Source organism: Rugosimonospora acidiphila, from assembly GCF_039543385.1.
Taxonomy (GTDB): domain Bacteria; phylum Actinomycetota; class Actinomycetes; order Mycobacteriales; family Micromonosporaceae; genus Rugosimonospora; species Rugosimonospora acidiphila.
The window spans coordinates 439,492-464,228 of sequence record NZ_BAABJQ010000004.1 but is presented as its reverse complement, the minus strand read 5'-3'; the positions used below and the strand labels follow the sequence as shown (position 1 = coordinate 464,228).

Sequence of the window (24,737 nt, the reverse complement as noted above, 5' to 3'; positions counted from 1 at the left end):
CCCGATAACTCTCACGTAGAGTAGTGGGATCGTGACCTGCGGGGCGGGGTTCGTCGCGGACCGGCACGTAGGCCGGGCCGGTTGGGCGGCGTTCGTCATGGGCGCTACCCACGCCGTGACCCCCTCAGTGACGGTCGACACTTGCGCAGCTTCATGATTATGCGGTGTCACAGGTACATGAAGCGATAGCGGAGGCTACCCGGAAACTCGCCGAGGCGGGAATCGATTCGGCCCGGGTCGATGCCGAGCTGCTCGCCGAGCACGCGTTCGGGGTGCCCCGCGGCCGGCTGGCGGTGGCGCCGGATCCGGAGCCGCAGCGGCTGGACCTGCTGTGGCACCTGGTGGCGGAGCGGGCCACCCGGGTGCCGGTGCAGTACCTGACCGGGCTCGCGCCGTTCCGGTACCTGGAGTTGGTCGTCGGGCCCGGCGTCTTCGTACCCCGCCCGGAGACCGAACTGCTCGTCGACTGGGGGCTCGAGCGGCTGGCCGGGATCGAGGCGCCGGTGGTGGTCGATCTCGCGAGCGGCACCGGTGCCATCGCGCTGTCCGTGGCGACCGAGTGCCCGGCCGCGACCGTGTACGCCGTCGAACGGTCACCGCGGGCGCTCGACTGGCTGCGCCGCAACGCCGGGAACAGTGGCGTTCGGGTGGTTGAGGCGGACGTGACCGCCCCGGCCACCCTGGCCGAGTTGGACGGTCGGGTGGATCTTGTGCTGTGCAACCCGCCGTACGTGCCGGACGCGAGCCCGGTGGCGCCGGAGGTGTCCGGCCACGAGCCGACCGAGGCGGTGTTCGGCGGCCCCGACGGGCTGGACGTGATCCGCCCGGTCATCGCCCGGGCGGCGGGACTGCTGCGGGGCGGGGGAGCGGTCGGCATCGAGCACGACGACTCGCATGGCGAGGCGGTACCCACCCTGCTGCGCGCGGACGGCCGGTTTGCGGCGATAGCGGACCACCGGGACCTCGCCGGGCGCCCGCGGTTCGCCACGGCCACGCGTTTGGCAGACTGCAATGGGCCAAGCGGGCCGGACCGGAGGGATTGTTCGAAGTGATGCTCTTCGACTGCCGTGAAAGCGCCGAGCGCGACCGGGGAATCGAGGCCGCGATCGAGGCGGTCAAGCGCGGCGACCTCGTCGTGATGCCCACCGACACCGTCTACGGCATCGGGGCGGACGCGTTCAAGAGTTGGGCGGTGTCGGCCATGCTGACCGCCAAGGGACGCGACCGCAACACGCCGTCGCCGGTGCTGGTCGGCTCCAGACACGCGCTCGACGGCCTCGTGTTCACCCTGCCGCAGGCGGCGGCGGACCTGGCCGAGGCGTTTTGGCCCGGCGGGCTGACCATCATCGTCGAGCACGCGCCGAGCCTGGACTGGGACATCGGCGAGACCGGCGGCACGGTCGGCCTGCGCATGCCGCTGCACCCGGTCGCGCTGGAGGTGCTGCGGGAGACCGGCCCGATGGCGGTCTCCAGCGCCAACAAGACCGGGCAGACCCCGGCCGCCACCGCGACCGACGCGCGCGAGCAGTTCGGCTTCGCCGTCAGCGTGTACCTGGAGGCCGGTGAGGGGGCGCCCGACGGGCTGGCCTCCTCGATCGTGGACGTCACCGGCCCGGTACCCAAGCTGCTGCGCGCCGGAGCCATCCCGCTGGAGAAGCTGCGCGAGGTGGTCCCGGATCTCGAGGGTCCCGCGTGACCGGCCGGGCGCCGTTCTCGGTGTTGCACGTCTGCATGGGCAACATCTGCCGCTCGCCGATGGCGGAGCGGCTGGCGATGCGGGCGGTCCGGGAGCGGGTCGGCGACAAGGCCGACGATCTCGTCTACGTCTCCAGCGGCGGCACCGGGGGCTGGCACGCCGGCGAGGAGATGAACCCGCCGGCGGCCCGGGAGGTGCGCCGGCGGGGCGGCGAGGACACCGGGTTCGCCGCCCGCAAGCTGCTCGGCGAGCACGTGGACGCCGCCGACCTGGTGTTGGCCGCCACCGCCGAGCAGGTGGAGTACATCCTCGAACTGCGACCGGACGCGGCCGGGCGGACCTTCGTGCTCGGCGAGTTCGGCCGGCTGCTGAGCGAGGTGAACGGCGCCGCCCTGCCGCCGTACGCGCCGGCACCGGACCTGGTGTACGCGCGGGGCGTCGCCCTGGTGGAGGCGGTCGACCAGGCCCGGGACGGCCAACCCCCGCTGGCCGAGGATGATCTTGATGATCCGTGGGGGCGAGGGGACGCGTTCTTCGCTCGGGTGGCCGACGAGATCGACGCCACCCTCCAGCCCCTGGTGGCCGCCCTGCTGCCGGCCTGAACCCGGCGCGTACCCTCGAGAGATGCGAAAGCGGCTCCGTCACCTGCCGTCCGGGCTGACCGCGTCGGCGGCCCTGCTGGTGATCGGCGTGATCGTCGGTGGCCTGCTGCGCGGGGGTGCCGGGATCGCCGGGGCCGCCGCCGGGGTCTTCCTGGTCACGGCCAGCTACACGCTGGGCAGCCTGGTCATCGCGTGGGCCGATTCCGTCGATCCGAAGCTGATCCTGCCGGTCGGACTGGTCACCTATGCGCTCAAGTTCACGATCATCGGCGTCGTCATGTTCGCCCTCGCGAACAGCGGGTGGGACGGCCTGAAGCCAATGGGTGTCGCGGTGCTGGGCTCCGTGTTCGGCTGGATAGTCGTGCAGTCCTGGTGGACCTGGCACGCCAAGATCGCGTACGTGGACCTCTGAGCCACCTCCAGGCAGCCTCGGAGCTAGCTGGGAGTAATGAACGGCAGATAACGGTCTGGTGTCCGTTGTCTGAGTTCATTCGCGAGATGGGCTGGCCAACTGGCGTGGGAGTAGTAGGGTGTGACGCGCACCGGAGAAACCGGCCCTCGATGTCGGATACCCCCGTCAGCGGTCAGGCGGCGGGGGTCGGTGCACATACCCTCTTCGCGGACTGATATGGTTCGCGCGTCATGGCCGGTGACCAGCCTCCGAACGAGCATCGGGACGCGATGTCCGATGCTCGTCTCGGTTGGAAGGCGCTGAGCTACCTGATCGCCGGGATCGGATTCCGGAGATTCGTCGGGTGGCTGGCGGGACCACTGGCTCAAGACAGGCGGGATGGCAATCGGCACCGGTTGCATCCTCGGCGCGGTGGCCGGGACCTACCTGACCACGCACCGGATCGGGGCCTGACGGCCTCGGCGCCTGCTGCGATGAGAGGGGTTCGGTGAGCGGACAGTCAAGCGTTCTCGCTGCCGGGGGCTTGCCTTGGCCGCCCAGCGTCGACGACTTCTTTCTGCCCGGTTATTTCTACCCGTGGATCACCAAGTTCACTGTCATGGTGTGGATCGCCGCCGCGGTCGTCATGGTTTTCTTCCTGGTCTCGTACCGGAAGCCGAAGCTGGTGCCGACCAAGGCCCAGTGGATAGCGGAGTCTATCTACAGCTTCGGCCGTAACGGGATCTCCGGCGACGTGATCGGGCATGAGGGCATCAAGTTCGCGCCGTACATCACCACGCTGTTGACCTTCATCGGCGTGATGAACGTGATGGCCATCGTGCCGTTCTTCCAGATCGCGCCGACCGCCCACATCGGGTTCCCGGCCGCGCTCGCGTTGATCAGCTGGGTGCTCTACATCTGGGTGGGCATCCGGAAGCACGGTGTCAGGCGCTACTTCAAGAACATGACCATGCCGTCGGGCGCGCCGATGTGGCTGATGCCGCTGCTGATTCCGCTGGAGTTCCTGTCGAACTTCATCGTCCGGCCGTTCACCCTGGCCATCCGGCTTTTCGCGAACATGTTCGCTGGGCACTTCATCCTGCTGGTCTTTACCCTCGGCGGGGTCGTCCTGCTCGGCTCCAGCACCATCGCGATCAAGCCGATCTCGGTCGTCTCGTGGGCGATGGACATCGTGCTGACCTTCCTGGAGCTTCTGGTAGCCCTGTTGCAGGCGTACGTCTTCGCCATCCTCAACGCCGTCTACCTGCAGACCTCGCTGACCGAAGAGCACTGACCCAGCCCATAGATCTCGTCCGACCCGAAACTTCCCGTGTGAAAGTCACGCGGGCTACCAGGAGGAATCCCCAATGGATCTCGCCGCTGCAACGACCGGAGTACACGGCAGCGTCGCCGCTATCGGTTACGGTCTGGCCGCCATCGGCCCGGCCATCGGAATCGGCCTCGTCTTCGCGGCCTACATCAACTCGACCGCGCGCCAGCCGGAGTCGGCCGGGCTCACCCGGACCTACCTGTTCCTCGGCTTCGTCCTCGTCGAGGCGCTGGCTCTGTTCGGCATCGCCTTCGGTTTCGTCTGGGCGAAATAAGAAGTGAGCGGTCCAGTGACCGGGTGACCGGGTAGCTGGAAACGTAGACAGCAAGGCCCTCAACGGCTCCCAGGGAGGGATTCCGATGTACGTACTGGCGGCGGACACGCCGAACCCGGTCCTACCGATCTGGCAGGAACTTGTCCTCGGCCTGGTCGCCTTCGGCGTGCTCTTCTTCGTACTGGCCAAGTATGTGTTCCCCCGGATGGAGGACACCTTCAAGGCCCGCGTCGACGCCATCGAGGGCGGAATCAAGCGGGCCGAGGAGCGCCAGGCGGAGGCCAACGCTCTGTTTGAGCAGTACAAGCAGCAGCTTGCCGAGGCCCGGACCGAGGCCGCGAAGATTCGTGACCGGGCGCACGCGGACGCCAACCAGATCCGCGAGGACATGCTGGTGCAGGTCCGCGAGGAGCGCGACCGCATCCTCGAGGCCGGTCAGCAGCAGCTCGACCAGCACCGCGCTCAGATCGTCCGCGAACTGCGGGCCGACGTGGGCAACATCGCGGTCGACCTGGCCAGCAGGATCGTCGGCGAGGCGCTCGCCGATGAGGCCCGGCAGCGGGGCACCGTCGACCGGTTCCTGAACGATCTCGAAACGGCCAGCTGATGCAGACGAGTACGGACCGGGACGCGTACCGGGCGGCGGAGGAGAAGCTGGAGGCACTGGCCCCGGCCACGGCCCCCGACCGGCTCTCCGGGATCGCCGACGACGTGCTCGCGGTGGCCGAACTGCTCGATCGGGAGCCGCGGCTGCGCCGCGCGCTGGCCGACGGGGCCCGGGATGGGCAGGAGCGGGCGGAGCTGCTGCGCGGCCTGCTGGCCGGCAAGGTCAGCGATGAGGCGGTGGATCTGGCCGCCGCCCTGGCTACCGGGCGCTGGTCGTCGCCGACCCAGCTTCTCGGCGGGGTCGAGCGCCTGGGCGTGGCGGTGCTGCTGTCCGCCGCGAACCGCGCGGATGAGCTGGGCGAAGTCGAGGACGAGCTGTTCCGCTTCAACCAGGTCGTGGACGGCTCGCCGCAGCTGGCCTCCGTGCTCTCCGACCCGACCACGCCGCCGGAGCGGCGCGGCAAGCTGGTCAGCGACCTGCTCGACGGCAAGGCGAGGCCGGTCACGGTGCGCCTGGTCCGGCTGGCTCTGGCCGGCTTCGGCGGCAGGGGCTTCTCCGCGTCGCTGACCCGGCTGGTCGAACTCGCCGCCGCCGGCCGCGACCGGCAGGTGGCCTACGTCACGGCGGCGGCGTTACTCACCGACGACGAGGAACGACGTTTGGGTGAGCGACTGGAACAGATGTACGGTCGACGGGTATCCGTTCGGGTGAGAGTTGACCCGACCGTCATCGGCGGGCTCTCCGTCCGAGTCGGGAGCGACCTTTACGACGGCACCGTGCTGCGCCGGCTCTCCGAAGCCCGCGGCGCAATGGGCAAATGACCGACTTTCATCAGCTAGAGATACAGGGGTAGCAGCGGATGGCCGAGCTGACCATCTCCTCCGACGAGATTCGTGGCGCCCTGGAGCGCTACGTCACGTCGTACAAGCCGGAGATCTCCCGCGAGGAGGTCGGTACCGTTACCGACGCGGGTGACGGCATCGCCCACATCGAGGGCCTGCCCTCGACTATGACCAACGAGCTGTTGGAGTTCGAGAACGGCACGCTTGGCGTGGCGCTGAACCTCGACGTCCGCGAGATCGGCGTCGTGATCCTCGGCGACTACTCGGGCGTCGAGGAGGGCCAGCGGGTCAAGCGGACCGGCCGCGTGCTCTCCGTGCCGGTGGGCGACAAGTTCCTGGGCCGGGTCGTGGACCCGCTGGGCAATCCGCTGGACGGGTTGGGTGACATCGAGAACGAGGGCTACCGCGAGCTGGAGCTCCAGGCGCCCAACGTGATGGCCCGCCAGCCGGTCAAGGAGGCCCTGCAGACCGGGATCAAGGCCATCGACGCGATGACCGCGATCGGTCGGGGCCAGCGGCAGCTGATCATCGGCGACCGCAAGACCGGCAAGACCACGATCGCCATCGACACGATCCTCAACCAGCGCGACAACTGGAAGTCCGGCGACCCGCAGCGCCAGGTGCGCTGCATCTACGTGGCCATCGGGCAGAAGGCCTCCACCGTTGCCTCCGTGAAGGGCACGCTGGAGCAGCACGGCGCGATGGAGTACACGACCATCGTCTCGTCGCCCGCCTCCGACCCGGCCGGCTTCAAGTACCTCGCGCCGTACACCGGCTCGGCCATCGGCCAGCACTGGATGTACTCCGGCAAGCACGTGCTGATCGTCTTCGACGACCTGACCAAGCAGGCCGAGGCGTACCGCGCCGTGTCCCTGCTGCTGCGCCGCCCGCCGGGCCGCGAGGCGTACCCGGGCGACGTGTTCTACCTGCACTCCCGGCTGCTGGAGCGCTGCGCGAAGCTCTCCGATGACCTGGGTGCCGGCTCGATGACCGGTCTGCCGATCATCGAGACCAAGGGCAACGACATCTCGGCCTACATCCCGACCAACGTCATCTCGATCACCGACGGTCAGATCTTCCTTGAGACCGACCTGTTCAACTCGGGCGTCCGGCCGGCGATCAACGTCGGTACCTCGGTGTCCCGGGTCGGTGGTAGCGCGCAGACCAAGCCGATGCGCCGGGTTGCCGGTCGCCTGCGCCTGGACCTGGCCCAGTTCCGTGAGCTGGAGGCGTTCTCCGCCTTCGCGTCGGACCTTGACCGCGCGTCCCGCGCCCAGTTGGACCGCGGTGGCCGCCTGGTCGAGCTGCTCAAGCAGCCCAACTACCACCCGTACCCGGTGGAGGAGGAGGTCATCTCCATCTGGGCCGGCACCAACGGCAAGCTCGACGACATCGCGCTGGGCGACGTGGGCCGGTTCGAGACCGAGATGCTCCAGTACCTGCGCCACAACAGGCGGGAGACGCTGGCCACGATCGCGGCCGGTACCTGGGACGATGACGTCGCGGCCCAGCTTGACGGCGCGGTACAGGAGTTCAAGGCCGAGTTCCAGGCGAACTCCGGGCAGCGTGAGGTCAACGAGGCTCCCGCCAAGGCCATGAAGGACGGCGAGGAGACGCAGGAGACCGTCCGGCAGGTGTCCCCGCCGCAGGGCCAGGGGCAGTAAGCCATGCCCGCTCAACTCCAGGCGATGCGCCGGAAGATCCGCACGGTCAAGTCGATCAAGAAGATCACCAAGGCGCAGGAGCTGGTCGCGACCAGCCGCATCGCGCGGGCGCAGGAGCGCGTGGCGGCGGCCCGGCCGTACGCCGACGCGATCACTCAGGTGCTCAGCGCGTTGGCGTCCAAGGCCACGATCGACCACCCGCTGCTGGTGCCGCGCGAGCGGGTCCGGCGCGCCGGGGTGCTGCTGATCACCAGTGACCGTGGACTGGCCGGCGGTTACAACATCAACGCCATCCGGACAGCGGAGCAGCTCATCGCACGGCTGCGCGAGGACGGCAAGGAAGCCGTGCTGTACGTGATCGGCCGCAAGGGCGTGGCGTACTACCGGTTCCGTAACCGCCCGATCGAGGCCAGCTGGACAGGTTTCTCCGAGCAGCCGACGTTCGAGAACGCGCGGGAGGTGGGCGAGACGCTGATCAAGGCGTTCATCGCCGGCGCGGACGACGATCTGGGTGATCCGGGCCATGACGGGGTACACGGGGTCGATGAGCTGCACGTGGTCAACACTCAGTTCCGGTCGCTGATGATGCAGTCACCGGCGGCCAACTTCCTCGCGCCCATGCAGGTCGAGCACGCGGAAGGGCTGATGCCCGCCTACGAGTTCGAGCCGGACCCGGAGACTCTGCTCGACGCGCTGCTGCCGAAGTACATCAACACGCGGATCCTCGCGGCGTTGCTGGACTCGGCGGCCAGCGAGTCGGCGTCGCGGCGGCGGGCCATGAAGGCCGCCAGCGACAACGCGGACGACCTGCTGACCAACTACACAAGGGCGATGAACTCGGCCAGGCAGGCCGATATCACCCAGGAGATCAGCGAAATTGTTGGCGGCGCGAACGCGCTCGCCGCGGCGGGAAGTGAAGTGTGATGACTGCCTCTGTAGAGACTGACACCAGGACCGCGGTAGGGCGGGTGGTGCGGGTCATCGGCCCGGTGGTGGACGCCGAGTTCCCCCGTGACGCGATGCCCGACATCTTCAACGCGCTGCACGTGGACGTAGAACTGTCCGGTGGCAAGCGGACGCTGACCCTGGAGGTTGCCCAGCACCTGGGCGACAACATGATCCGGGCGATCTCGATGCAGCCCACGGATGGCTTGGTCCGGGGTGCCGAGGTGACCGACACCGGCGCCTCGATCTCGGTACCGGTGGGCGACGTGACCAAGGGCCGCGTGTTCAACGCGATCGGCGAGGTCCTCAACGCCGACCCGAAGACGCTGGAGATCAAGGAGCGCTGGCCGATCCACCGGCACGCGCCGGCCTTCGCCGACCTCGAGCCGAAGACCGAGATGCTGGAGACCGGCATCAAGGTGCTCGACCTGCTCGCCCCGTACGTCAAGGGCGGCAAGATCGGGCTGTTCGGCGGCGCGGGCGTGGGCAAGACCGTGCTCATCCAGGAGATGATCTACCGGGTCGCCAACAACTTCGGTGGCGTATCGGTGTTCGGCGGGGTGGGTGAGCGTACCCGCGAGGGCAACGACCTCATCCTGGAGATGACCGAGACCGGCGTCATCGACAAGACCGCCCTGGTCTTCGGCCAGATGGACGAGCCCCCGGGCACCCGGCTGCGGGTCGCCCTGTCGGCGCTGACCATGGCCGAGTACTTCCGCGACGTGCAGAAGCAGGAAGTGCTGCTGTTCATCGACAACATCTTCCGGTTCACCCAGGCCGGTTCCGAGGTGTCCACCCTGCTGGGCCGGATGCCCTCGGCCGTGGGTTACCAGCCGACGCTGGCCGACGAGATGGGCGAGTTGCAGGAGCGGATCACCTCGGTCCGGGGCCAGGCGATCACCTCGATGCAGGCGATCTACGTGCCCGCCGACGACTACACCGACCCGGCGCCGGCCACGACCTTCACCCACCTGGACGCGACCACCAACCTGGAGCGGTCGGTGTCCGACAAGGGCATCTACCCGGCCGTTGACCCGCTGGCCTCCAGCTCCCGGATCCTCGCGGCCGAGTACGTGGGCCAGGACCACTACGTGGTGGCCTCCGAGGTCAAGCGGATCCTCCAGCGGTACAAGGACCTGCAGGACATCATCGCCATCCTCGGTATCGACGAACTGTCCGAGGAGGACAAGGTCACCGTTCAGCGGGCCCGGCGCATCGAGCGCTTCCTGTCCCAGAACACCTTCGTGGCCAAGCAGTTCACCGGCATCGATGGCTCGTTCGTTCCGATCAAGGAGACGATCGAGGCGTTCAAGAAGATCAGCGAGGGGGAGTTCGACCACTTCCCCGAGCAGGCGTTCTTCATGTGCGGCGGCCTGGAGGACCTGGAGCGCCAGGCGCACGACCTGATGAAGCAGAACCAGTAGTCACAGACAGTGATCGTGACGCGGCGGCGCCCGATGGGTGGCCGCCGCGCCCGCGATCAGGGCACATTCACCCGGCCGGCGTGTTGTCGGCCAACCCCGGTGTCAAACGCAATAGTCAGTCGTTTAGACTCGGGCAACCCCTCACACTCATCGCTTGAGGAGACCGCAGGTCGTGGCCAATCAACTACACGTCGACGTCGTATCCGTCGAGGAGAAGGTGTGGTCCGGCGAGGCCGACATGCTGGTGGCTCGCACCACGGAGGGTGAGGTCGGTCTGCTGCACGGCCACGCGCCGATGCTCGGGCAGCTGGCGGAGCCGAGCCAGGTTCGGATCAAGCGGTCCGAGGGTGATCTGGCCTACGAGGTATCGGGTGGCTTCCTGTCGGTCGACGCCAACGGAGCCACCATCCTCGCGGAGAGCTGCCAGCCAGCATCCGCCGACACGGCCCACTAAGCCGCGACGCCGATGCGGATCATTGAGTGGATCGGAATCGGCGTTCTCATCTTGCTCTGCGCGCTGGGCGTACTGTTCGTCCGGCGCGAGGTCATTTCCCGCGGTCGCGGCAGCATCGAGCTGAGTTTCCGGCTGTCCACCTGGATCGCCGGCCGGGGCTGGTCGCCGGGCATCGCCCGGTTCGTCGGCGACGAGCTGCGCTGGTACCGAGTGTTCAGCTTCGCGCTGCGGCCCCGCCGGGTGCTGTCCCGGCGCAGCCTGGCGGTGGAGAGCCGCCGGGTGCCCGACTCGCCCGAGCTGCTGGTGCTGCCGGACAACTGGGTGATCGTGCGGTGCACCAGCAATCACGCGCCGGTCGAGATCGCGATGGCCGAGGCCACGCTCACCGGCTTCCTGTCCTGGATCGAGGCGGCCCCGCCCGGCGGGGCGGCCATCCGGATGGCCGCCCGCTGAGCCCGCTCGCCCCGCTGAGCCCGCTCGCCCGCTGAGGCTCGTCTTCCGCTGAGTTTTTCGCCTGCGGCTACCGGCCGCCGCCCGGCACCCATTTGACGTCGCCGTCCGGGTTGCACGTGCGGGACAGGATGAACAGCAGGTCGGACAGGCGGTTGAGGTACACGATGGCGGTGCCGTTCACGCCCGCCTCGTCCTGTTCGTACAGTGCCCAGGCGGAGCGCTCGGCGCGCCGGGCCACGGTACGGGCGACGTGCAGCAGCGCGCCCCCGGGCATGCCGCCGGGCAGGATGAAAGAGTCCAGTTTGGGCAGCCGTGCGTTGAACTCGTCGCACCAGCCCTCCAATCTGGTGACGTAATCTTCGGTGATTCGCAGCGGCGGGTACTTCGGTTCCGCCACGATCGGGTTGGACAGGTCGGCGCCCACGTCGAACAGGTCGTTCTGCACGATGGTCAGGACGGCCCGAACCTCGTCGGGCAGCTGGCCCATCGCCAGTGCGACACCAACGGCGGCGTTGCACTCGTCAGTGTCGGCATAGGCGACCAGTCGCGGATCGGTCTTCCTGACCCGGGTACCGTCGCCCAGTCCGGTAGTGCCGGCGTCGCCGGTCTTGGTGTAAATGCGGGTGAGGTGTACGGCCATGCAGCGAAGCCTAGTGGCGGATGCCCCTACGATTGCCGGCGTGGACATGATCCGGGTAGTCGGTGGGGCTCGCCTGTCGGGCGAGGTGAAGGTCGGCGGTGCGAAGAACTCCGCGCTCAAGCTGATGGCGGCGGCGCTGCTGGCCACGGGCCGGTCGGAGATCTCGGAGGTACCGAAGATCACCGACATCCTGATCATGGCCGAGGTGCTGCGCCGGCTGGGCTGCGACGTGACCTTCTCGGACGGGGTGATCTGCGTCGACACCCCCGAGAAGCCGGGCACCGAGGCCGATTACGACCTGGTCCGGCGGCTGCGCGCGTCGATCTGCGTGCTCGGCCCGCTGCTCGCCCGGCGCGGGTACGTGCGGGTGGCTCACCCGGGCGGCGACGCGATCGGCTCCCGCGGGCTGGACATGCACGTGGCCGGGCTCACCCGGATGGGCGCGGACATCGTCAGCGAGCACGGCTTCGTGATCGCCTCGGCGCCGAACGGGCTGCGTGGCGCGACCATCTGGCTGGACTTCCCCAGCGTCGGCGCGACCGAGAACCTGCTGATGGCCGCGGTGCTGGCCGACGGTGTCACGGAGATCGACAACGCGGCCCGCGAGCCCGAGATCGTGGACATCTGCCAGATGCTGATGGGCATGGGCGCGCACATCTCCGGCGCGGGTACCTCGAAGCTCACCATCGAGGGCGTATCGGAGCTGCACCCGGTGGCGCACCAGACCGTGGGTGACCGGATCGTCGCCGGCACCTGGGCGTTCGCGGCGGCCATGACGCGCGGCTCGGTCACCGTCCGGGGGGTCAACCCCTCGTTCCTGGAGATCGCGCTGGACAAGATGATCAGTGCCGGCGGCGAGGTGATGACCGAGCCGAACGCCTTCAAGATCACCATGGATCGGCGGCCCCACGCGGTCGACTTCTCGACGCTGCCGTACCCGGGCTTCGCCACCGACCTGCTGCCGATGGCGGTCGGGCTGGCCTCGGTGAGCGAGGGCACCTCCCTGATCACCGAGAACATCTTCGACGGCCGGTTCATGTTCATCAACGAGATGGCCCGCCTCGGTGCGGAGATCCGCACCGATGGCCACCACGCCGCGGTACGGGGCCGGGAGCGGCTGTCCTCGGCCCCGGTGCGGGCGACCGACATCCGGGCCGGTGCCGGCCTGGTCATGGCGGGCCTGTGCGCGGACGGGGTGACCGAGGTGAGCAACGTGCACCACATCGACCGCGGGTACCCGAACTTCATCGACGACCTGCGCGGCCTGGGTGTCGCGGTGGAACGGTTGACGGCCCCCGAGGACCAGTCCTTCGACTTCTGAGCCGTCCCGCTCGCTCAGTACGTCACCCGGGGAGCAAGCGGCTCAGATGGCGCCGTCGGTCAGCCGGCGGGCGCGGTCCAGCTCGGTCTCGAAGACCAGCACGTGTACCCAGCCGTCCCCGGCCGGCGCCACCGTGGCTCGGATGCCGGCGCGACCCAGCAGTTGGCGCAACGCCTGCGCGACCGCCTGATCCTCGACCGTGGCCGCTGGCGCGAGGAGTCCGAAGTCCTCGGTCGTCCGGTCGGGCAGCGAGGTCTTGTGGTCACTGCTGCTCGCCCATCGCGGTATCGCAGCGAGAACTCCGATCATCGCGAAGGCGATCAGTGGACCGGCAATGTACATGCTGGCGAGGGGCACGGACCCAGTGTCCCATCCCCCTTCGTGATACGCAGCCGGTTGGTCGGGCCGGTTGACCATCCGTTCAGGCATCCGGGCTAGGGTGCCAGTGAGGTCGCGACGAGCTTGGGCGCGACGGACGATGTGCGCCGAGCAGGGTCGCTACGGGCAGGGAGAGGACGAAGATGACGGGTCGCCTCGCGGTCATCGGAGCCGGGCTGATGGGCTCGGGAATCGCACAGGTCGCCGCGCAGGCCGGCTGGTCGGTCGTGCTGCGCGATCTGACCACCCAGGCCACCGGGCGCGGGTTGGCGGGCATCGAGAAATCGTTGGAGAAGTTCGCGAGCAAGGGCGTCATCGCGACCGAGGAGGTCGGTGCCGCGCTCGGGCGCATCACGACCACCACCGACCTGGACGCCGCGGCCGACGCGGACATCGTGGTCGAGGCGGTCTTCGAGCAACTCGACGTCAAGCAGGACGTGTTCCGTACGCTCGACGGACTGTGCAAGGACGGCGCGGTGCTGGCCACGAACACCAGCGCCATTCCGGTCACTCAGATAGCGGTGGTCACCTCGCGGCCGGAATCGGTCGTGGGTACCCATTTCTTCTCACCGGTGCCGCTGATGAAGCTGTGCGAACTGGTGCGCGGGTACAAGACCTCGGACGCGACGCTGGCCGTTGCCAAGGCGTTCGCGGAGGAGGTTGGCAAGACCACCATCGTGGTCAACCGGGACATCGCCGGGTTCGTCACCACCCGGCTGATTTCGGCCCTGGTGGTCGAGGCGGTAAAGCTGGTAGAGAGCGGCGTGTGCTCCGCCGAGGACCTGGATGTCGCGTGCAAGTTGGGCTTCGGCCACGCGATGGGTCCGTTGGCCACCACCGACCTGACCGGGGTCGACGTGCTGCTGCACGCCACGAAGAACATCTACACCGACACCGCCGACGAGAAGTTCTTCCCGCCGGAACTGTTGCAGCGCATGGTCGCCGCCGGCGACCTGGGACGCAAGACCGGGCAGGGCTTCTACTCGTACTGAGCCGGACCGAACGCACGCCGCCCGGGTCGCACAACGCGACCCGGGCGGCGCTTTATGCGTATGGCCGTTTACGTGGATGGCGTCGGCATCAGGCGTCTTTGCCGGCACGCCAGCGGAACGTGCGAATGGCGACCACGAGACCGCCGACGGCCCACAGCACCAGAATCAGCGCCAGCCGGCCGTGCTCCCAGGCGTGCGCGGGCTCCTGCGCGGCGAACGAGTCGGGCAGGAACACCGAGCGGTACCCCTGGGCAATCCACTTCAGCGGGAACAGTGCGCCGACGTGCTGCAACCAACTCGGCAGGTCGGTGAACACGAAGTACACGCCGGACAGGAACTGCAGCACCAGCGCGATGGGCGTGATGGTGGCCGGGGCGGACTTGCCGGAGCGCGGTACCGAGGAGAACGCGATGCCCAGCAGCGACCCGGCGGCAACGCCGGCGACGGTGACCCAGACGAACGTGACCCAGCGGTGCCAGTCGCTGGGCAGCGTCACCTTGCCCAACGCCGAGGAGATCGCCAGCAGCACGATGCTCTCCAGCACCACCATCGTCAGGACCATCACGATCTTGCCGAGGAAGTACGAGGCCGGCGGCATCGGAGTGCCCTCCAGCCGCTTGAGGATGCCCTTGTCCCGTTCGATCGCGATCTGGATGGCCAGGGTCTGGAAGCACACCCCGAACAGGCCGGTGGCCAGGATGCCAGGCACGAAGTACTGACTGAAGTTGATGTTGCCGGGGATGTCGTAGTTCAGCACCGAGCCGAAGATCAGCAGCAGGATCACCGGAAAGGCGAGCGTGAACACCACCGACTCGCGCTGCCGGAAGAACTCCTTGACCTCCAGCTTGCCGCGCTCCCAGCCGATCCGCGCGGCGTGGCCCGGGCCGCGCCTCACCGTCGCCGTGCTCGTGGCCATCACTGCTCTCCCTTGCCAGCGTTGATCATGGTGAGGTAGATGTCCTCCAGGGTCGGCCGGGTCACGGTCAGGCCCGGTACCTCGCCGCCGAACTCGGCCGCCAGCTTCGACACCTGTGAGGTCGGGGTGTCGGTGGAGACCGTCTGCCGCCCGTCCGGCCCGTCCCAGCTGACCACCGTCGCGGCCGTGGCCCGGCCGCCGAGCGTCGCCGGGGTGGCCACCTCGACCATCCGGCCGCCGTGGATCACGCCCACTCGGTTGGCCAGCGCCTCCGCCTCGTACAGGTAGTGGGTGGTCAGCAGGATGGTGGTGCCCTCGGCCGACAGCCGGTGGATCAGCTCCCAGAACTCCTGCCGGGCCTCCGGGTCGAAGCCGGTGGTGGGCTCGTCCAGGAAGAGCAGCTCGGGCCGGCCGACGACGCCCAGCGCCACGTCCAGGCGGCGCCGCTGGCCGCCGGAGAGGGTGCCGGCGCGGGCGGTGGCCTTCTCGGTGAGGCCGACGGCCTCGATCACCTCGGCCGGGTCGCGCGGGGCCGGGTAGTACAGGGCGAAGTGGTTGACCACCTCGCGCACGGTGAGGGCCTCGAACTCGCCGGTGGACTGCAGCACGATGCCGACCTTGGCCCGCCAGTCCCGGGTGGGTCGCTTGGGATCGACGCCCAGCACGCTGACCTCGCCCCCGGTGCGCGGCCGATACCCCTCAAGGATCTCCACGGTGGTGGTCTTGCCGGCGCCGTTCGGGCCCAGCAGCGCGAAGCACTCGCCCCGCGCCACCTCCAGGTCCAGCCCCTGGATGGCGACATGGTCGCCATATGTCTTCTGCAACCCGCGGACCCGGATCGCGACATCCTCTGTCATGTCACAAGCGTGCCCGACTGCTCTGGCGGGCGGAAACGGCCCCCGGGTGGAGCCGCTCCACCCGGGGATGCAACTTGTTGATCAACCTACTTAGCTACCGTTTAGTAGACTCCCGGAATGTCGTACCGATTGGACCGGCGCGACCGGCCGTGGATGATGCGGACCTATGCCGGGCACTCCTCGGCGGCCGCGACCAACGCGCTCTTCCGGCGCAATCTGGCCAAGGGGCAGACCGGCCTTTCGGTGGCCTTCGACCTGCCCACCCAGACCGGATATGACCCGGATCACGAGCTGGCGCGCGGGGAGGTGGGCCGGGTCGGCGTGCCGGTCGCCCACCTCGGCGACTGCCGGACCCTGTTCGACGGCATCCCGCTCGAGGGCGCGAACACCTCGATGACCATCAATGCGACGGCGATGTGGCTACTGGGCCTGTATGTGAGCGTCGCCCAGGAACAGGGCGCCCCGCCCGGGGCGCTGGCCGGCACCGTGCAGAACGACATCATCAAGGAGTACCTGTCCCGGGGCACGTACATCTTCCCGCCCGGCCCGTCGCTGCGGCTGACCACCGACCTGGTGGCCTGGACCGTGCTGAACGTCCCGCGCTGGAACCCGGTGAACATCTGCTCGTACCACCTGCAGGAGGCCGGGGCCACGCCGGTGCAGGAGGTCGCCTTCGCGCTGTCCACGGCGGTGGCGCTGCTGGACGCGGTACGCGTCTCCGGGCAGGTGCCGCCGCAGCGCTTCGGCGACGTGGTGCGCCGGATCTCGTTCTTCGTCAACGCCGGCGTGCGCTTCGTCGAGGAGCTGGCGAAGATGCGGGCGTTCGTGACGCTGTGGGACCGCATCACCCTCGAGCGGTACGAGGTGCGCGATCCGGCCGCCCGCCAGTTCAGGTACGGCGTGCAGGTCAACTCCCTCGGGCTGACCGAGGCGCAGCCGGAGAACAACGTCGCCCGCATCGTGCTGGAGATGCTCGGGGTGACCCTGTGCCGGGGTGCCCGGGCCCGTGCCGTGCAGCTGCCGGCCTGGAACGAGGCGCTGGGCCTGCCCCGGCCGTGGGACCAGCAGTGGTCGCTGCGCCTGCAGCAGGTGCTGGCCTACGAGTCGGACCTGCTGGAGTACCCGGACCTGTTCGCGGGCTCCCGGGTGGTCGAGGAGCTGACCCAGTCCATCGTGGATGGCGCGTCGGCGGAGCTGGGCCGGATCCTCGACCAGGGCGGCGTGGTGCGCGCGGTGGAGACCGGGTACCTCAAGAGCGCTCTGGTCTCCTCGCTGGCCGAGCGCAGGCGGCGGATGGAGTCCGGCGACGACGTGGTGGTGGGTGTCAACCGGTTCGCCGAGACCGAGCCGTCCCCGCTGACCACCGCGGGCGCGGCGCCGATCGAGCGGATCGACCCGGGGGCGGAGGACGAGGCGGTAACGGGCATCGCGAAGTGGCGCGCCGCGCGGGACGGCGCCGCCGCGACGCGTGCGCTGGACCGGCTGCGCGCGGACGCCGGGTCCGCGACGAACCTGATGCCCGCGACGCTGGAGTGCGCCCGGACCGGGGTGACGACCGGGGAGTGGGCCGGCGCGCTGCGCGAGATTTTCGGCGAGTACCGCGCCCCGACCGGCCTGTCCGCGTCCACCGGTCTGTCCGCGCCGACCGGTACGGCCGCGCCCGTTGATACGGCCGCGTCGAGCCGCCCGCGCGGCCCGGGGCCGGACCCGGCGCCGGGCGCGGGCGCCGCCGGGTCGGGAGGCGGGACAGCGGAACTGGCCGAGGTGCGGGCCCGGGTGGCGGCCACGGCGGCCGAGCTGGGCGCCGGCCGGCTTCGGCTCCTGGTCGGCAAGCCGGGCCTGGACGGGCACTCCAACGGCGCCGAGCAGATAGCCATGTGCGCCCGGGACGCCGGGTTCGAGGTGGTGTACCAGGGCATCCGGCTGACCCCGGGGCAGATCGTGGCGGCCGCCGTGCAGGAGGACGTGGACGTGGTCGGGCTGTCGGTGCTGTCCGGGGCGCACCTCGAGGCGGTGCCGGCGGTACTGGCCGGGCTGGCCGCCGCCGGCCTGCCAGGCGTACCGGTGGTGGTGGGCGGCGTCATCCCGGCCGGCGACGCGAGCGCGCTACGGGCGGCGGGGGTGGCGCGGGTGTTCACCCCGAAGGACTTCGGGCTCACCGGCATCATCGACGAACTGGTCACGGTGGTACGCGAGGCCAACGGGCTGATCGGCTGAGATCGGCCGCCGGTACGCTGCACCGGTGCTGACCGTGGAGAACCTGACCCGTCGGTTCGAGCGGCGGGTGATCCTCGACCGGATCAGCTTCACGTTGACTCCGGGCGAGGTCTGCGCCGTGATCGGGGCCAACGGCTCCGGCAAGACCACCCTGCTGCGCTGCGTCGTCGGTGCGGAGCGGCCCGACGGCGGGCGGGTGCGCCTCGACGGCCGGCCGATGGACGAGACCGATCCGGAGATCCGGGCCGCGGTCGCGTGTGTGCTCGACGACATCGACTTCTTCCCGGACCTGTCCGCGGGGGAGCATCTCGACCTGCTCGCGTACGCGCACGGCGGGCGGCAGCCCGGCGCGGTGGACGAGGTCATCGCCGAGCTGGGCCTTACCGAGGCGCGCGATCAGCTGCCCAGCACGCTGTCCAGCGGGCAGCGTCGGCGGCTGGCCCTGGCGTCCTGCTTCGTGCGACCTCATCGGCTGCTGGTGCTCGACGAGCCCGAGCAGCGCCTGGACGTCGAGGGCCGGGACTGGCTGGCCCGGGCGCTGGCGCGGGAGCGGGAGGCCGGGACCGCCGTGCTGTTCGCCTCGCACGACGCCGACCTCGTGGCGGCGGTGGCCGACAGTCACCTCACGCTCGGGCAGGCGGAGGAGTGAGCCCGGCGGTCGGGCCCATGCCCGCCGGGCAGGCCGCCGGACCGGTGCCGCCAGCGATCCCGGTGCCCTCCGCCGGGGCGCTGCGCGCGCGGCTGCGTCGGGCCCGCCGCGAGCACTCCGGCGGCCGGGCCGGCGACCTGTACCTGGTGCTGCTGCTGATCGTGGTGCTCGGTGCCGCGGTGCCGCAGTACCTGGCCCGGCACCTCGCGCACCGGTCACAGGCGCCGGCCGCGGTCTCCGAGCGGTGGTGGCTGGTGATCTCGCTGGCAGTGGCCGTCGCCGGGCTGTGCTGGCTGGCGCTGCGCGCGCTCGGCCCGCTGTTGGCCATGCCCGCCGCCCAGGCGTGGTGCCTGTCCAGCCCGGTGGGCCGGCGCGGCTGGCTGATCAGACCACTGGGCTACCTGCTGCTGGCCGGCGCGGTGGCCGGTGCCGGGCTGGGCGCGCTCGGCGCCCTGCTGGCGGGCGCCGCCGGCCACTCGGCCTCGGGCGCGCTGATCGGCTGGGTGGCGCTGCTGTACGCCGGGATCGGTACGGCGGTGGCCGGATTCGCCGCCGCCGCGCAGGGCCGGCGGCGCAGCCCGGCGGAGCCGGTACCGGCGGTGCTCGGCCTGGCCGGCGCGGTCGCGGTCATCGTCTCGCACTACGCGGGACTGGTGCCGGCCGCGCCCTCCCCACCCGTGCTCTGGCCGGCCCTGGCCGCGGTGCTGGTCGCCGCGGCGGCCGGCACGGCCGCGCTGCTGCGGCTGGACCGGCTCGACCGCGCCGCGCCCGCGGCCGGCGCCGCGCTGGCCGGCGCGGCGGCCGCGGCGGCGATCTTCATGGACCCCACGCTGTTCGCCGGAGTGCTGGAGGCGCGCCGGTGGCGCCGGATCGGCCGGATCGGCCGGCGTGCGCGCCGGGCGCGCCCCGGACCCCGGTGGTCGGTTCTGCTGCGGGCGGAGCTGCGCCGGCTGCCCCGCCGGCCGCAGGCACTGCTGGTCTCGGCCGGGCTGCTGCTCGTCCCGTACGCGATAGAGCTGCTCGCCCCGCCGTGGGCCGGGATGGCGCGGGTGGTGGCCGGGTACCTGGCGGTCAACCGGCTGGCCGCCGGGCTGCGTACGATCTGCCGCTCGCCGGCCCTGCGCCGGGCCCTCGGCGGTACGGATCGGCAGCTGCGCCTGGCGCACCTGGTGGTGCCGGCCGCCGGTGCGCTGCTGTGGTGGCTGGCCGGTAGCGAGCTGGCCGCCCCGGCACCGGCTCAACTGGTCTTCGTGGCCGGTCTGGTCTTCGCGGTGTACCGCAACGCCGCCACGCCGCCCATCAGGTACGGCGGCGCGATGGTGGACACCCCGTTCGGGCTGGTCCCGACCGACCTGCTCCGCCAGATCCTGCGGGGGCTGGACGTGGTCGCCGTGCTGACACTGGTGGCGTGGCTCTGGCCGGGTGGCGCGGGCTGAGCCCGTCGTCCGTCTCGACCGGCTGAGCGATGCCGGTGCGGGCTCGCCGGGCCGGGTCAGGGCTCGGCCCGGCCCGGCCCGCGTGCGGCGGTCAGCGGCCCAATCGCGTGCCCGGGTCGACCGGTAGTCGCAGCGTGGTCTCCGGCACACCGGACCTGGCCGCGCGCAGGGCCGCCTTCTCCGCCCTGCGCCGCCGTCGGCGCCGCCGGACCCACACGAAGAACGCCACCAGTGCGGCCACGAACACCACGATGAGGACCGGCAGCACGATCGCCACCAGCGACATGGCCGTGCTGAACACGTCCTCGATCGTGCTGGCGATCGGTGCGCCGAAGCCGAGCGTGGACACGTTGATGACCGGTCGGGCGGTGGCCTTGAACCCGTGTACGCACAGCGCGATCAGTGCGCCCACCGCGATCGGCACCCACTGGTGGCTGCCGAAGAACTTGCCGGGGTCGGTCACCATCTCGGTCTTCGCGCCCGACGCGGCACCGAAGGACAGCCCGCCCGCGGTCGGACGGATCACGGTGTGCACCACGTCGTTGACGTGGTCGACCATCGGCACCTTGTCGGCGACCACCTCGATGGCCAGCAGGACGATCAGGATCGCCAGCACCCAGCCGTTGCTCAGCCACTGCCAGCTGTGCGGCAGGTCGACCAGTCCGGTGTACCGGTCGAGCAGGCCCAGCGCGAGCAGCGGAATGTACGCGTTGAGCCCCGCGGACGCGCTCAGGCCCAGCCCGGTCAATGCCTCCAACACGACATCCAGCATCTCATCAATGCGCCACAACCCGTCTCGGCTGCGCTCCCCGCCGCACTCGGCTACCCTCGCACGGTGCGGTTGGTTATTGCCCGGTGCTCCGTGGACTACATCGGTCGGCTGACGGCCCATTTGCCGACGGCCAACCGGTTGCTGATGGTGAAGGCCGACGGATCCGTGTCGATCCACGCCGACGACCGGGCGTATAAGCCGCTCAACTGGATGAGCCCGCCCTGCCGGATCGAGGAGGCACCCGGCGTGTGGCGGGTGGTCAACAAGGCCGGCGAGGAGCTGCGGATCACCCTCGAAGAGGTGCTCCACGACTCCTCCCACGAGCTGGGCGTCGACCCCGGCCTGCGCAAGGACGGCGTCGAGGCACACCTGCAGGAGCTGCTAGCCGCCTCGCCGGGCGTGCTCCGCGAGGGGTACACGCTGGTCCGGCGCGAGTTCCCGACCGCGATCGGGCCGGTAGACCTGTTCTGCCGGGACGCCGGGGGCGGCAGCGTGGCAGTCGAGATCAAGCGGCGTGCCGGCATCGACGCGGTCGAGCAGCTGACCCGCTACCTGGAGCTGCTCAACCGGGACCCGCTGCTGGCACCGGTGGCCGGCGTGCTGGCCGCGCAGTCGATCGCCCCGCAGGCCCGTACCCTCGCCGAGGACCGCGACATCCGCTGCGTAGTGGTCGACTACGACGCGCTGCGCGGCATCGAGCGGGACGAGCTGACCCTGTTCTGACCGGCGCGGGCCGGGTTTCGGCAGGTCATCCATAGCGGAGGCGGCCGCCACGCCGGGCGGCGATTCGGCCGTTTCGCGCCGGACGTGTCTATCCGGCGACTACCCTCCGTGTCGTGAGTCCCACCCACCGCCACGCCCAGCCCGCGCGCCCGAGACCGGCGCGGGTCGACTCGGGCGGGCGGTGACGTGCGGGGCGCGCGCCGGGTGGCCGCCGGGCTGAGCGACCAGGCGATCATCGCGTGCGCCAACGCCGCCAACACCATCCTCGCGCTCGCCCTGCTCACCCGCGCCCGGGCCGGGGCCATGGTGCTCTCGCTGGGACTGGCGTACCTGGTGCTCACCCTGAACCGGGCGTTCGTCGGCGAGGTGCTGATCGTGCTGGCCGCCCGGCTCGACGAACAGCGCCGCGCCCGGCTGATGCGCAACGGGCTGGCCATGGCGGTCACGTTCGGTGTGGTGGCCGTCGCCGTACTGCTGGTGATCTGGGTGCTTCGGCCCCGGAGCGGCAACATCGACCTTCAGGATCTGGTCTGGCTGGCGCCCTTCCTGCCGGTGATACTGCTGCACGACACCGGCCGCGCCGGGTACCTCGCGGTCCGGGAGCAGGGCAGCTGCCTGCTGATCGACCTGGTCTGGGTGACGATCCAGGCGGCCGCGATGACCGGGTTCCTGCTCGCCGGCCACCGGTCGGCCGGGGCGATCTTCGTGAGCTGGGGGCTGGGCGCGCTCGCCGGGGCGCTGGTCTTCCTGGCGCGTACCGGGCAGCGGCCGTGGCGGGGCGACCCGCGCCAGTGGATCAGCGAGACCAGGCACCTGTCCGGCTGGTTCACCGCCACCCAGATCGTCGGCCAGATCCAGGTGCAGGCGATCAGCTTCCTGGTCAGCGGTCGGCTGTCCCAGCGCGACCTGTCCGGCCTGCGCGGCGGCCAGACCGCGCTGATCCAGCCGGTGCAGAACTTCATTCAGGCGGTACAGAGCCTGATCGTGCCGAGGCTGTCCCGGCTGGCCGGGGACGCGAGCCGCCGGCCGGCTCGGGAGGGGCGTACGGCGGCGGAGCGCATGCGTCACCAGACCGCCCTGCTCGCGGTCGCCTTCGTCGGGCTCGCGGTGTTGATGGTGGTGACCGTGGCGCCGCTGTCGGCGTTCGTGCTCGCCCGGCTCAGCAAGTTCGCCGACATCGCGCCGCTGGCCCTGCCGCTGTGCGTGCAGGCCGGCATCTACCTGGTCGAGCTGCCGTTCGCGGCCGCGCTGCGCGGCATGCACAGAGCCCGGCTGCTGTTCTTCCGGTACGTGGTCTACACCGCCGCGAGCCTGGCCGGCCTGATCGCCGGCGGCGACGCGGACGGGCTGCACGGCGCCGTGTGGGGGCTGACCGGCGGGGCGGCGGTCAGCCTGCTCACGATGATCGCGTTCTACCGGTACGCCCTGCACCGGCTCGTCGGGTCGGCGACCGACCGCGCCGAGGTCGAGCCGGTACCGGGCGACTGGTCTGGGCCGCAGCGCGGCGCCAGGCACGCCGCGCCGGACCGGTCGGACCTCGCCCGTTGAGGCCCCGCCAGCGGAGGCCCCGCCGGCGGAGGCCCCGCCGGCGGAGGCCCGGCCGGTTGAGGCCCGGCCGGAGCCGGCCCGGCCCCGCTCACCAGCTGGACAGCGGCTTCCCCTCGGCGAAGCCGGCCGCGCTCTGCACGCCGACCACCGCCCGCTCGTGCAGCTCCTCCAGGTCGCTGGCGCCCGCGTAGGTGCACGCCGAGCGCACCCCCGTCACGATGCTGTCGAGGATGTCCTCGATGCCGGGGCGCACCGGGTCCAGGTACATCCGCGCGGTGGAGACGCCCTCCTCGAACAGCGCCTTGCGGGCCCGGTCGTAGGCCGACTCCTCGGCGGTGCGCCGGGTGACCGCCCGCTTGGAGGCCATCCCGTAGTTCTCCTTGTACAGCCGGCCGTCGTGGTCGCGCTGCACATCACCCGGCGACTCGTTGGTGCCGGCGAACCAGGAACCGACCATGACGTTGGACGCGCCGGCCGCCAGCGCCAGCGCGACGTCGCGCGGGTGGCGCACGCCGCCGTCGGCCCACACGTGCGCGCCCAGCCCGCGAGCCGCCGCGGCGCATTCGAGCACGGCGGAGAACTGCGGCCGGCCGACCCCGGTCATCATCCGGGTGGTGCACATGGCGCCCGGGCCGACCCCGACCTTCACGATGTCGGCGCCCGCCGCGACCAGATCCCGTACGCCGTCGGCGGTCACCACGTTGCCGGCCACCACCGGTACCTGCGGGTCCAGCGCGCGGACCGCGCGCAGGGCGTCGATCATGGCCTCCTGGTGCCCGTGGGCGGTGTCCACCACCAGCACGTCGACCCCGGCGGCGAGCAGCTTGTCGGCCCGCCCGGCCGGATCGCTGGTGGGGTTGCCGTGGCCGCTGCCGCTGGCGCCCGCGGCGCCGTAGGTGCTGTTGCGGGCGGCGCCGCCGGCCGAGCCGGCGATTCCGAGCGCGGCGGCCACCCGCAGCCGTCCCTGCCCGTCGACGGCGGGCTCGTACAGGGTGGCCCGCAGGGCGGCCTTGCGGGTCAGGATGCCGACCATCCTGCCGCTCTCGTCGACCACCGGTGCGATCCGGTGGCGGCCGGGCGCGAGCCGGGCGAACGCGTCCCGGGGCGAGATCCCGGCGGGCAGCGACTCGATGGGCGTGGACATGATCGCCGACAGTTGGGTGAACCGGTCGACCTCGGCGCAGTCGGCCTCGGTCACTATGCCCATCGGCCGGTCGCCGTCGACCACCACCACCGCGCCGTGGGCGCGCTTGGGCAGCAGGGCCAGGGCCTCCGACACGGTGTCGGTCGGGCCGAGGGTGATCGGAGTGTCGTACACGACGTGCCGCTGCTTGATCCAGGAGACCACCTCGGCGACCACGTCCACCGGGATGTCCTGCGGAATGACCACGAGCCCACCCCGCCGGGCCAGCGTCTCGGCCATCCGCCGCCCGGCCACCGCCGTCATGTTCGCGGCCACCACCGGGATGGTGGTGCCGCTGCCGTCGTGGGTGCTCAGGTCGACCGCCATGCGGGACCCGACCGATGAGCGGCTGGGCACCATGAACACGTCGTCGTAGGTCAGGTCGTGCATGGGTGTCGGATGAAGCAGACGCATAAGCGCAAG

The 24,737-nt window shown here is 70.6% G+C and carries 25 protein-coding genes and 2 pseudogenes; 21 read left to right on the top strand and 6 right to left on the bottom strand.

Translation table 11 applies throughout. From position 1 onward, the window contains the following. Positions 1–164: 164 nt before the first annotated feature. From prmC to ABEA87_RS09740, 13 genes are all read left to right on the top strand, one after another. Positions 165–1,052 carry a peptide chain release factor N(5)-glutamine methyltransferase gene (gene prmC / locus ABEA87_RS09800; protein ID WP_345628083.1) on the top strand — a complete coding sequence of 296 codons (888 nt, stop codon included), beginning with the start codon at positions 165–167 and terminating at the stop codon, positions 1,050–1,052. Next, positions 1,052–1,696, top strand: coding sequence for an L-threonylcarbamoyladenylate synthase (locus tag ABEA87_RS09795; protein WP_345628081.1), 645 nt, complete (start codon positions 1,052–1,054; stop codon positions 1,694–1,696). The genes prmC and ABEA87_RS09795 overlap by 1 nt, the downstream gene beginning before the upstream one ends. Continuing rightward, positions 1,693–2,298, top strand: coding sequence for an arsenate reductase/protein-tyrosine-phosphatase family protein (locus ABEA87_RS09790; RefSeq protein WP_345628079.1), 606 nt, complete (start codon positions 1,693–1,695; stop codon positions 2,296–2,298). Before ABEA87_RS09795 ends, ABEA87_RS09790 begins: the two co-directional genes overlap by 4 nt. Positions 2,299–2,320: 22 nt before the next feature. Next, positions 2,321–2,710: a hypothetical protein gene (locus tag ABEA87_RS09785; protein ID WP_345628077.1), complete on the top strand. Its 390-nt coding sequence runs from the start codon at positions 2,321–2,323 to the stop codon at positions 2,708–2,710. Between the two features lie 487 nt (positions 2,711–3,197). Beyond that, positions 3,198–3,983 (top strand): F0F1 ATP synthase subunit A, encoded by a 786-nt coding sequence (atpB, locus tag ABEA87_RS09780; protein ID WP_345628075.1) that lies wholly within the window; start codon positions 3,198–3,200, stop codon positions 3,981–3,983. A 73-nt stretch (positions 3,984–4,056) separates the two neighbouring features. Beyond that, the gene (gene atpE, locus ABEA87_RS09775; protein ID WP_345628073.1) at positions 4,057–4,293 is read left to right on the top strand and encodes an ATP synthase F0 subunit C; all 237 of its coding nucleotides are present in this window, start codon (positions 4,057–4,059) and stop codon (positions 4,291–4,293) included. 85 nt (positions 4,294–4,378) lie between these two features. Beyond that, complete coding sequence (locus tag ABEA87_RS09770; RefSeq protein WP_345628071.1) at positions 4,379–4,900, top strand: F0F1 ATP synthase subunit B; 522 nt, start codon at positions 4,379–4,381, stop codon at positions 4,898–4,900. Beyond that, positions 4,900–5,721: a F0F1 ATP synthase subunit delta gene (locus ABEA87_RS09765; RefSeq protein ID WP_345628069.1), complete on the top strand. Its 822-nt coding sequence runs from the start codon at positions 4,900–4,902 to the stop codon at positions 5,719–5,721. The genes ABEA87_RS09770 and ABEA87_RS09765 overlap by 1 nt, the downstream gene beginning before the upstream one ends. A gap of 38 nt (positions 5,722–5,759) precedes the next feature. Then, the gene (gene atpA, locus ABEA87_RS09760; RefSeq protein WP_345628067.1) at positions 5,760–7,406 is read left to right on the top strand and encodes a F0F1 ATP synthase subunit alpha; all 1,647 of its coding nucleotides are present in this window, start codon (positions 5,760–5,762) and stop codon (positions 7,404–7,406) included. A 3-nt stretch (positions 7,407–7,409) separates the two neighbouring features. Then, positions 7,410–8,330, top strand: coding sequence for a F0F1 ATP synthase subunit gamma (locus ABEA87_RS09755; protein WP_345628065.1), 921 nt, complete (start codon positions 7,410–7,412; stop codon positions 8,328–8,330). Next, the gene (atpD, locus tag ABEA87_RS09750) at positions 8,330–9,775 is read left to right on the top strand and encodes a F0F1 ATP synthase subunit beta (RefSeq protein WP_345628064.1); all 1,446 of its coding nucleotides are present in this window, start codon (positions 8,330–8,332) and stop codon (positions 9,773–9,775) included. Before ABEA87_RS09755 ends, atpD begins: the two co-directional genes overlap by 1 nt. 172 nt (positions 9,776–9,947) lie before the next feature. Continuing rightward, complete coding sequence (locus ABEA87_RS09745; RefSeq protein ID WP_345628062.1) at positions 9,948–10,229, top strand: F0F1 ATP synthase subunit epsilon; 282 nt, start codon at positions 9,948–9,950, stop codon at positions 10,227–10,229. Between the two features lie 12 nt (positions 10,230–10,241). After that, positions 10,242–10,682 carry a DUF2550 domain-containing protein gene (locus ABEA87_RS09740; RefSeq protein ID WP_345628061.1) on the top strand — a complete coding sequence of 147 codons (441 nt, stop codon included), beginning with the start codon at positions 10,242–10,244 and terminating at the stop codon, positions 10,680–10,682. 67 nt (positions 10,683–10,749) lie between these two features. Here the strand turns inward: ABEA87_RS09740 and ABEA87_RS09735 are convergent, their stop codons facing one another. Next, a complete protein-coding gene (locus ABEA87_RS09735; protein ID WP_345628060.1) occupies positions 10,750–11,322 on the bottom strand; it encodes a cob(I)yrinic acid a,c-diamide adenosyltransferase in 573 nt (190 codons plus the stop codon). Positions 11,323–11,368: 46 nt separating this feature from the next. On the opposite strand from ABEA87_RS09735, the gene murA reads away from it, so the two are divergent. Continuing rightward, positions 11,369–12,643, top strand: a complete 1,275-nt coding sequence (murA, locus tag ABEA87_RS09730) for a UDP-N-acetylglucosamine 1-carboxyvinyltransferase (RefSeq protein WP_345628224.1) — start codon at positions 11,369–11,371, stop codon at positions 12,641–12,643. Positions 12,644–12,685: 42 nt separating this feature from the next. Here the strand turns inward: murA and ABEA87_RS09725 are convergent, their stop codons facing one another. Further along, the gene (locus ABEA87_RS09725) at positions 12,686–13,000 is read right to left on the bottom strand and encodes a hypothetical protein (protein ID WP_345628059.1); all 315 of its coding nucleotides are present in this window, start codon (positions 12,998–13,000) and stop codon (positions 12,686–12,688) included. A gap of 164 nt (positions 13,001–13,164) precedes the next feature. Between ABEA87_RS09725 and ABEA87_RS09720 the strand changes: the two genes are divergently transcribed. After that, a complete protein-coding gene (locus tag ABEA87_RS09720) occupies positions 13,165–14,013 on the top strand; it encodes a 3-hydroxyacyl-CoA dehydrogenase family protein (RefSeq protein ID WP_345628058.1) in 849 nt (282 codons plus the stop codon). A gap of 88 nt (positions 14,014–14,101) precedes the next feature. On the opposite strand, the gene ABEA87_RS09715 is transcribed toward ABEA87_RS09720, so the two are convergent. Then, the gene (locus ABEA87_RS09715; protein WP_345628057.1) at positions 14,102–14,929 is read right to left on the bottom strand and encodes an ABC transporter permease; all 828 of its coding nucleotides are present in this window, start codon (positions 14,927–14,929) and stop codon (positions 14,102–14,104) included. Beyond that, positions 14,929–15,786, bottom strand: a complete 858-nt coding sequence (locus ABEA87_RS09710; protein WP_345628056.1) for an ABC transporter ATP-binding protein — start codon at positions 15,784–15,786, stop codon at positions 14,929–14,931. The genes ABEA87_RS09715 and ABEA87_RS09710 overlap by 1 nt, the downstream gene beginning before the upstream one ends. A gap of 117 nt (positions 15,787–15,903) precedes the next feature. On the opposite strand from ABEA87_RS09710, the pseudogene ABEA87_RS09705 reads away from it, so the two are divergent. From ABEA87_RS09705 to ABEA87_RS09695, 4 genes and pseudogenes are all read left to right on the top strand, one after another. Then, positions 15,904–17,406 (top strand): annotated as a pseudogene (locus ABEA87_RS09705) (methylmalonyl-CoA mutase family protein); the annotation flags it as partial. A gap of 102 nt (positions 17,407–17,508) precedes the next feature. Continuing rightward, positions 17,509–18,003: pseudogene (locus ABEA87_RS42580) on the top strand (cobalamin-dependent protein); the annotation flags it as partial. Positions 18,004–18,028: 25 nt separating this feature from the next. Continuing rightward, on the top strand, positions 18,029–18,652 hold the full coding sequence (locus ABEA87_RS09700; protein WP_345628052.1) for an ABC transporter ATP-binding protein: 624 nt from the start codon (positions 18,029–18,031) through the stop codon (positions 18,650–18,652). Continuing rightward, complete coding sequence (locus ABEA87_RS09695; RefSeq protein ID WP_345628050.1) at positions 18,649–20,088, top strand: DUF6297 family protein; 1,440 nt, start codon at positions 18,649–18,651, stop codon at positions 20,086–20,088. Before ABEA87_RS09700 ends, ABEA87_RS09695 begins: the two co-directional genes overlap by 4 nt. Positions 20,089–20,179: 91 nt before the next feature. Here ABEA87_RS09695 and ABEA87_RS09690 read toward each other — a convergent pair whose 3' ends face one another. Next, a complete protein-coding gene (locus ABEA87_RS09690) occupies positions 20,180–20,848 on the bottom strand; it encodes a DUF4126 domain-containing protein (protein ID WP_345628048.1) in 669 nt (222 codons plus the stop codon). A gap of 75 nt (positions 20,849–20,923) precedes the next feature. Between ABEA87_RS09690 and nucS the strand changes: the two genes are divergently transcribed. After that, positions 20,924–21,583, top strand: a complete 660-nt coding sequence (nucS, locus tag ABEA87_RS09685; RefSeq protein WP_345628046.1) for an endonuclease NucS — start codon at positions 20,924–20,926, stop codon at positions 21,581–21,583. Positions 21,584–21,769: 186 nt separating this feature from the next. After that, complete coding sequence (locus ABEA87_RS09680) at positions 21,770–23,131, top strand: oligosaccharide flippase family protein (protein WP_345628044.1); 1,362 nt, start codon at positions 21,770–21,772, stop codon at positions 23,129–23,131. 88 nt (positions 23,132–23,219) lie between these two features. Here ABEA87_RS09680 and ABEA87_RS09675 read toward each other — a convergent pair whose 3' ends face one another. Next, complete coding sequence (locus tag ABEA87_RS09675; RefSeq protein WP_345628043.1) at positions 23,220–24,728, bottom strand: GuaB1 family IMP dehydrogenase-related protein; 1,509 nt, start codon at positions 24,726–24,728, stop codon at positions 23,220–23,222. Positions 24,729–24,737 lie beyond the last annotated feature (9 nt).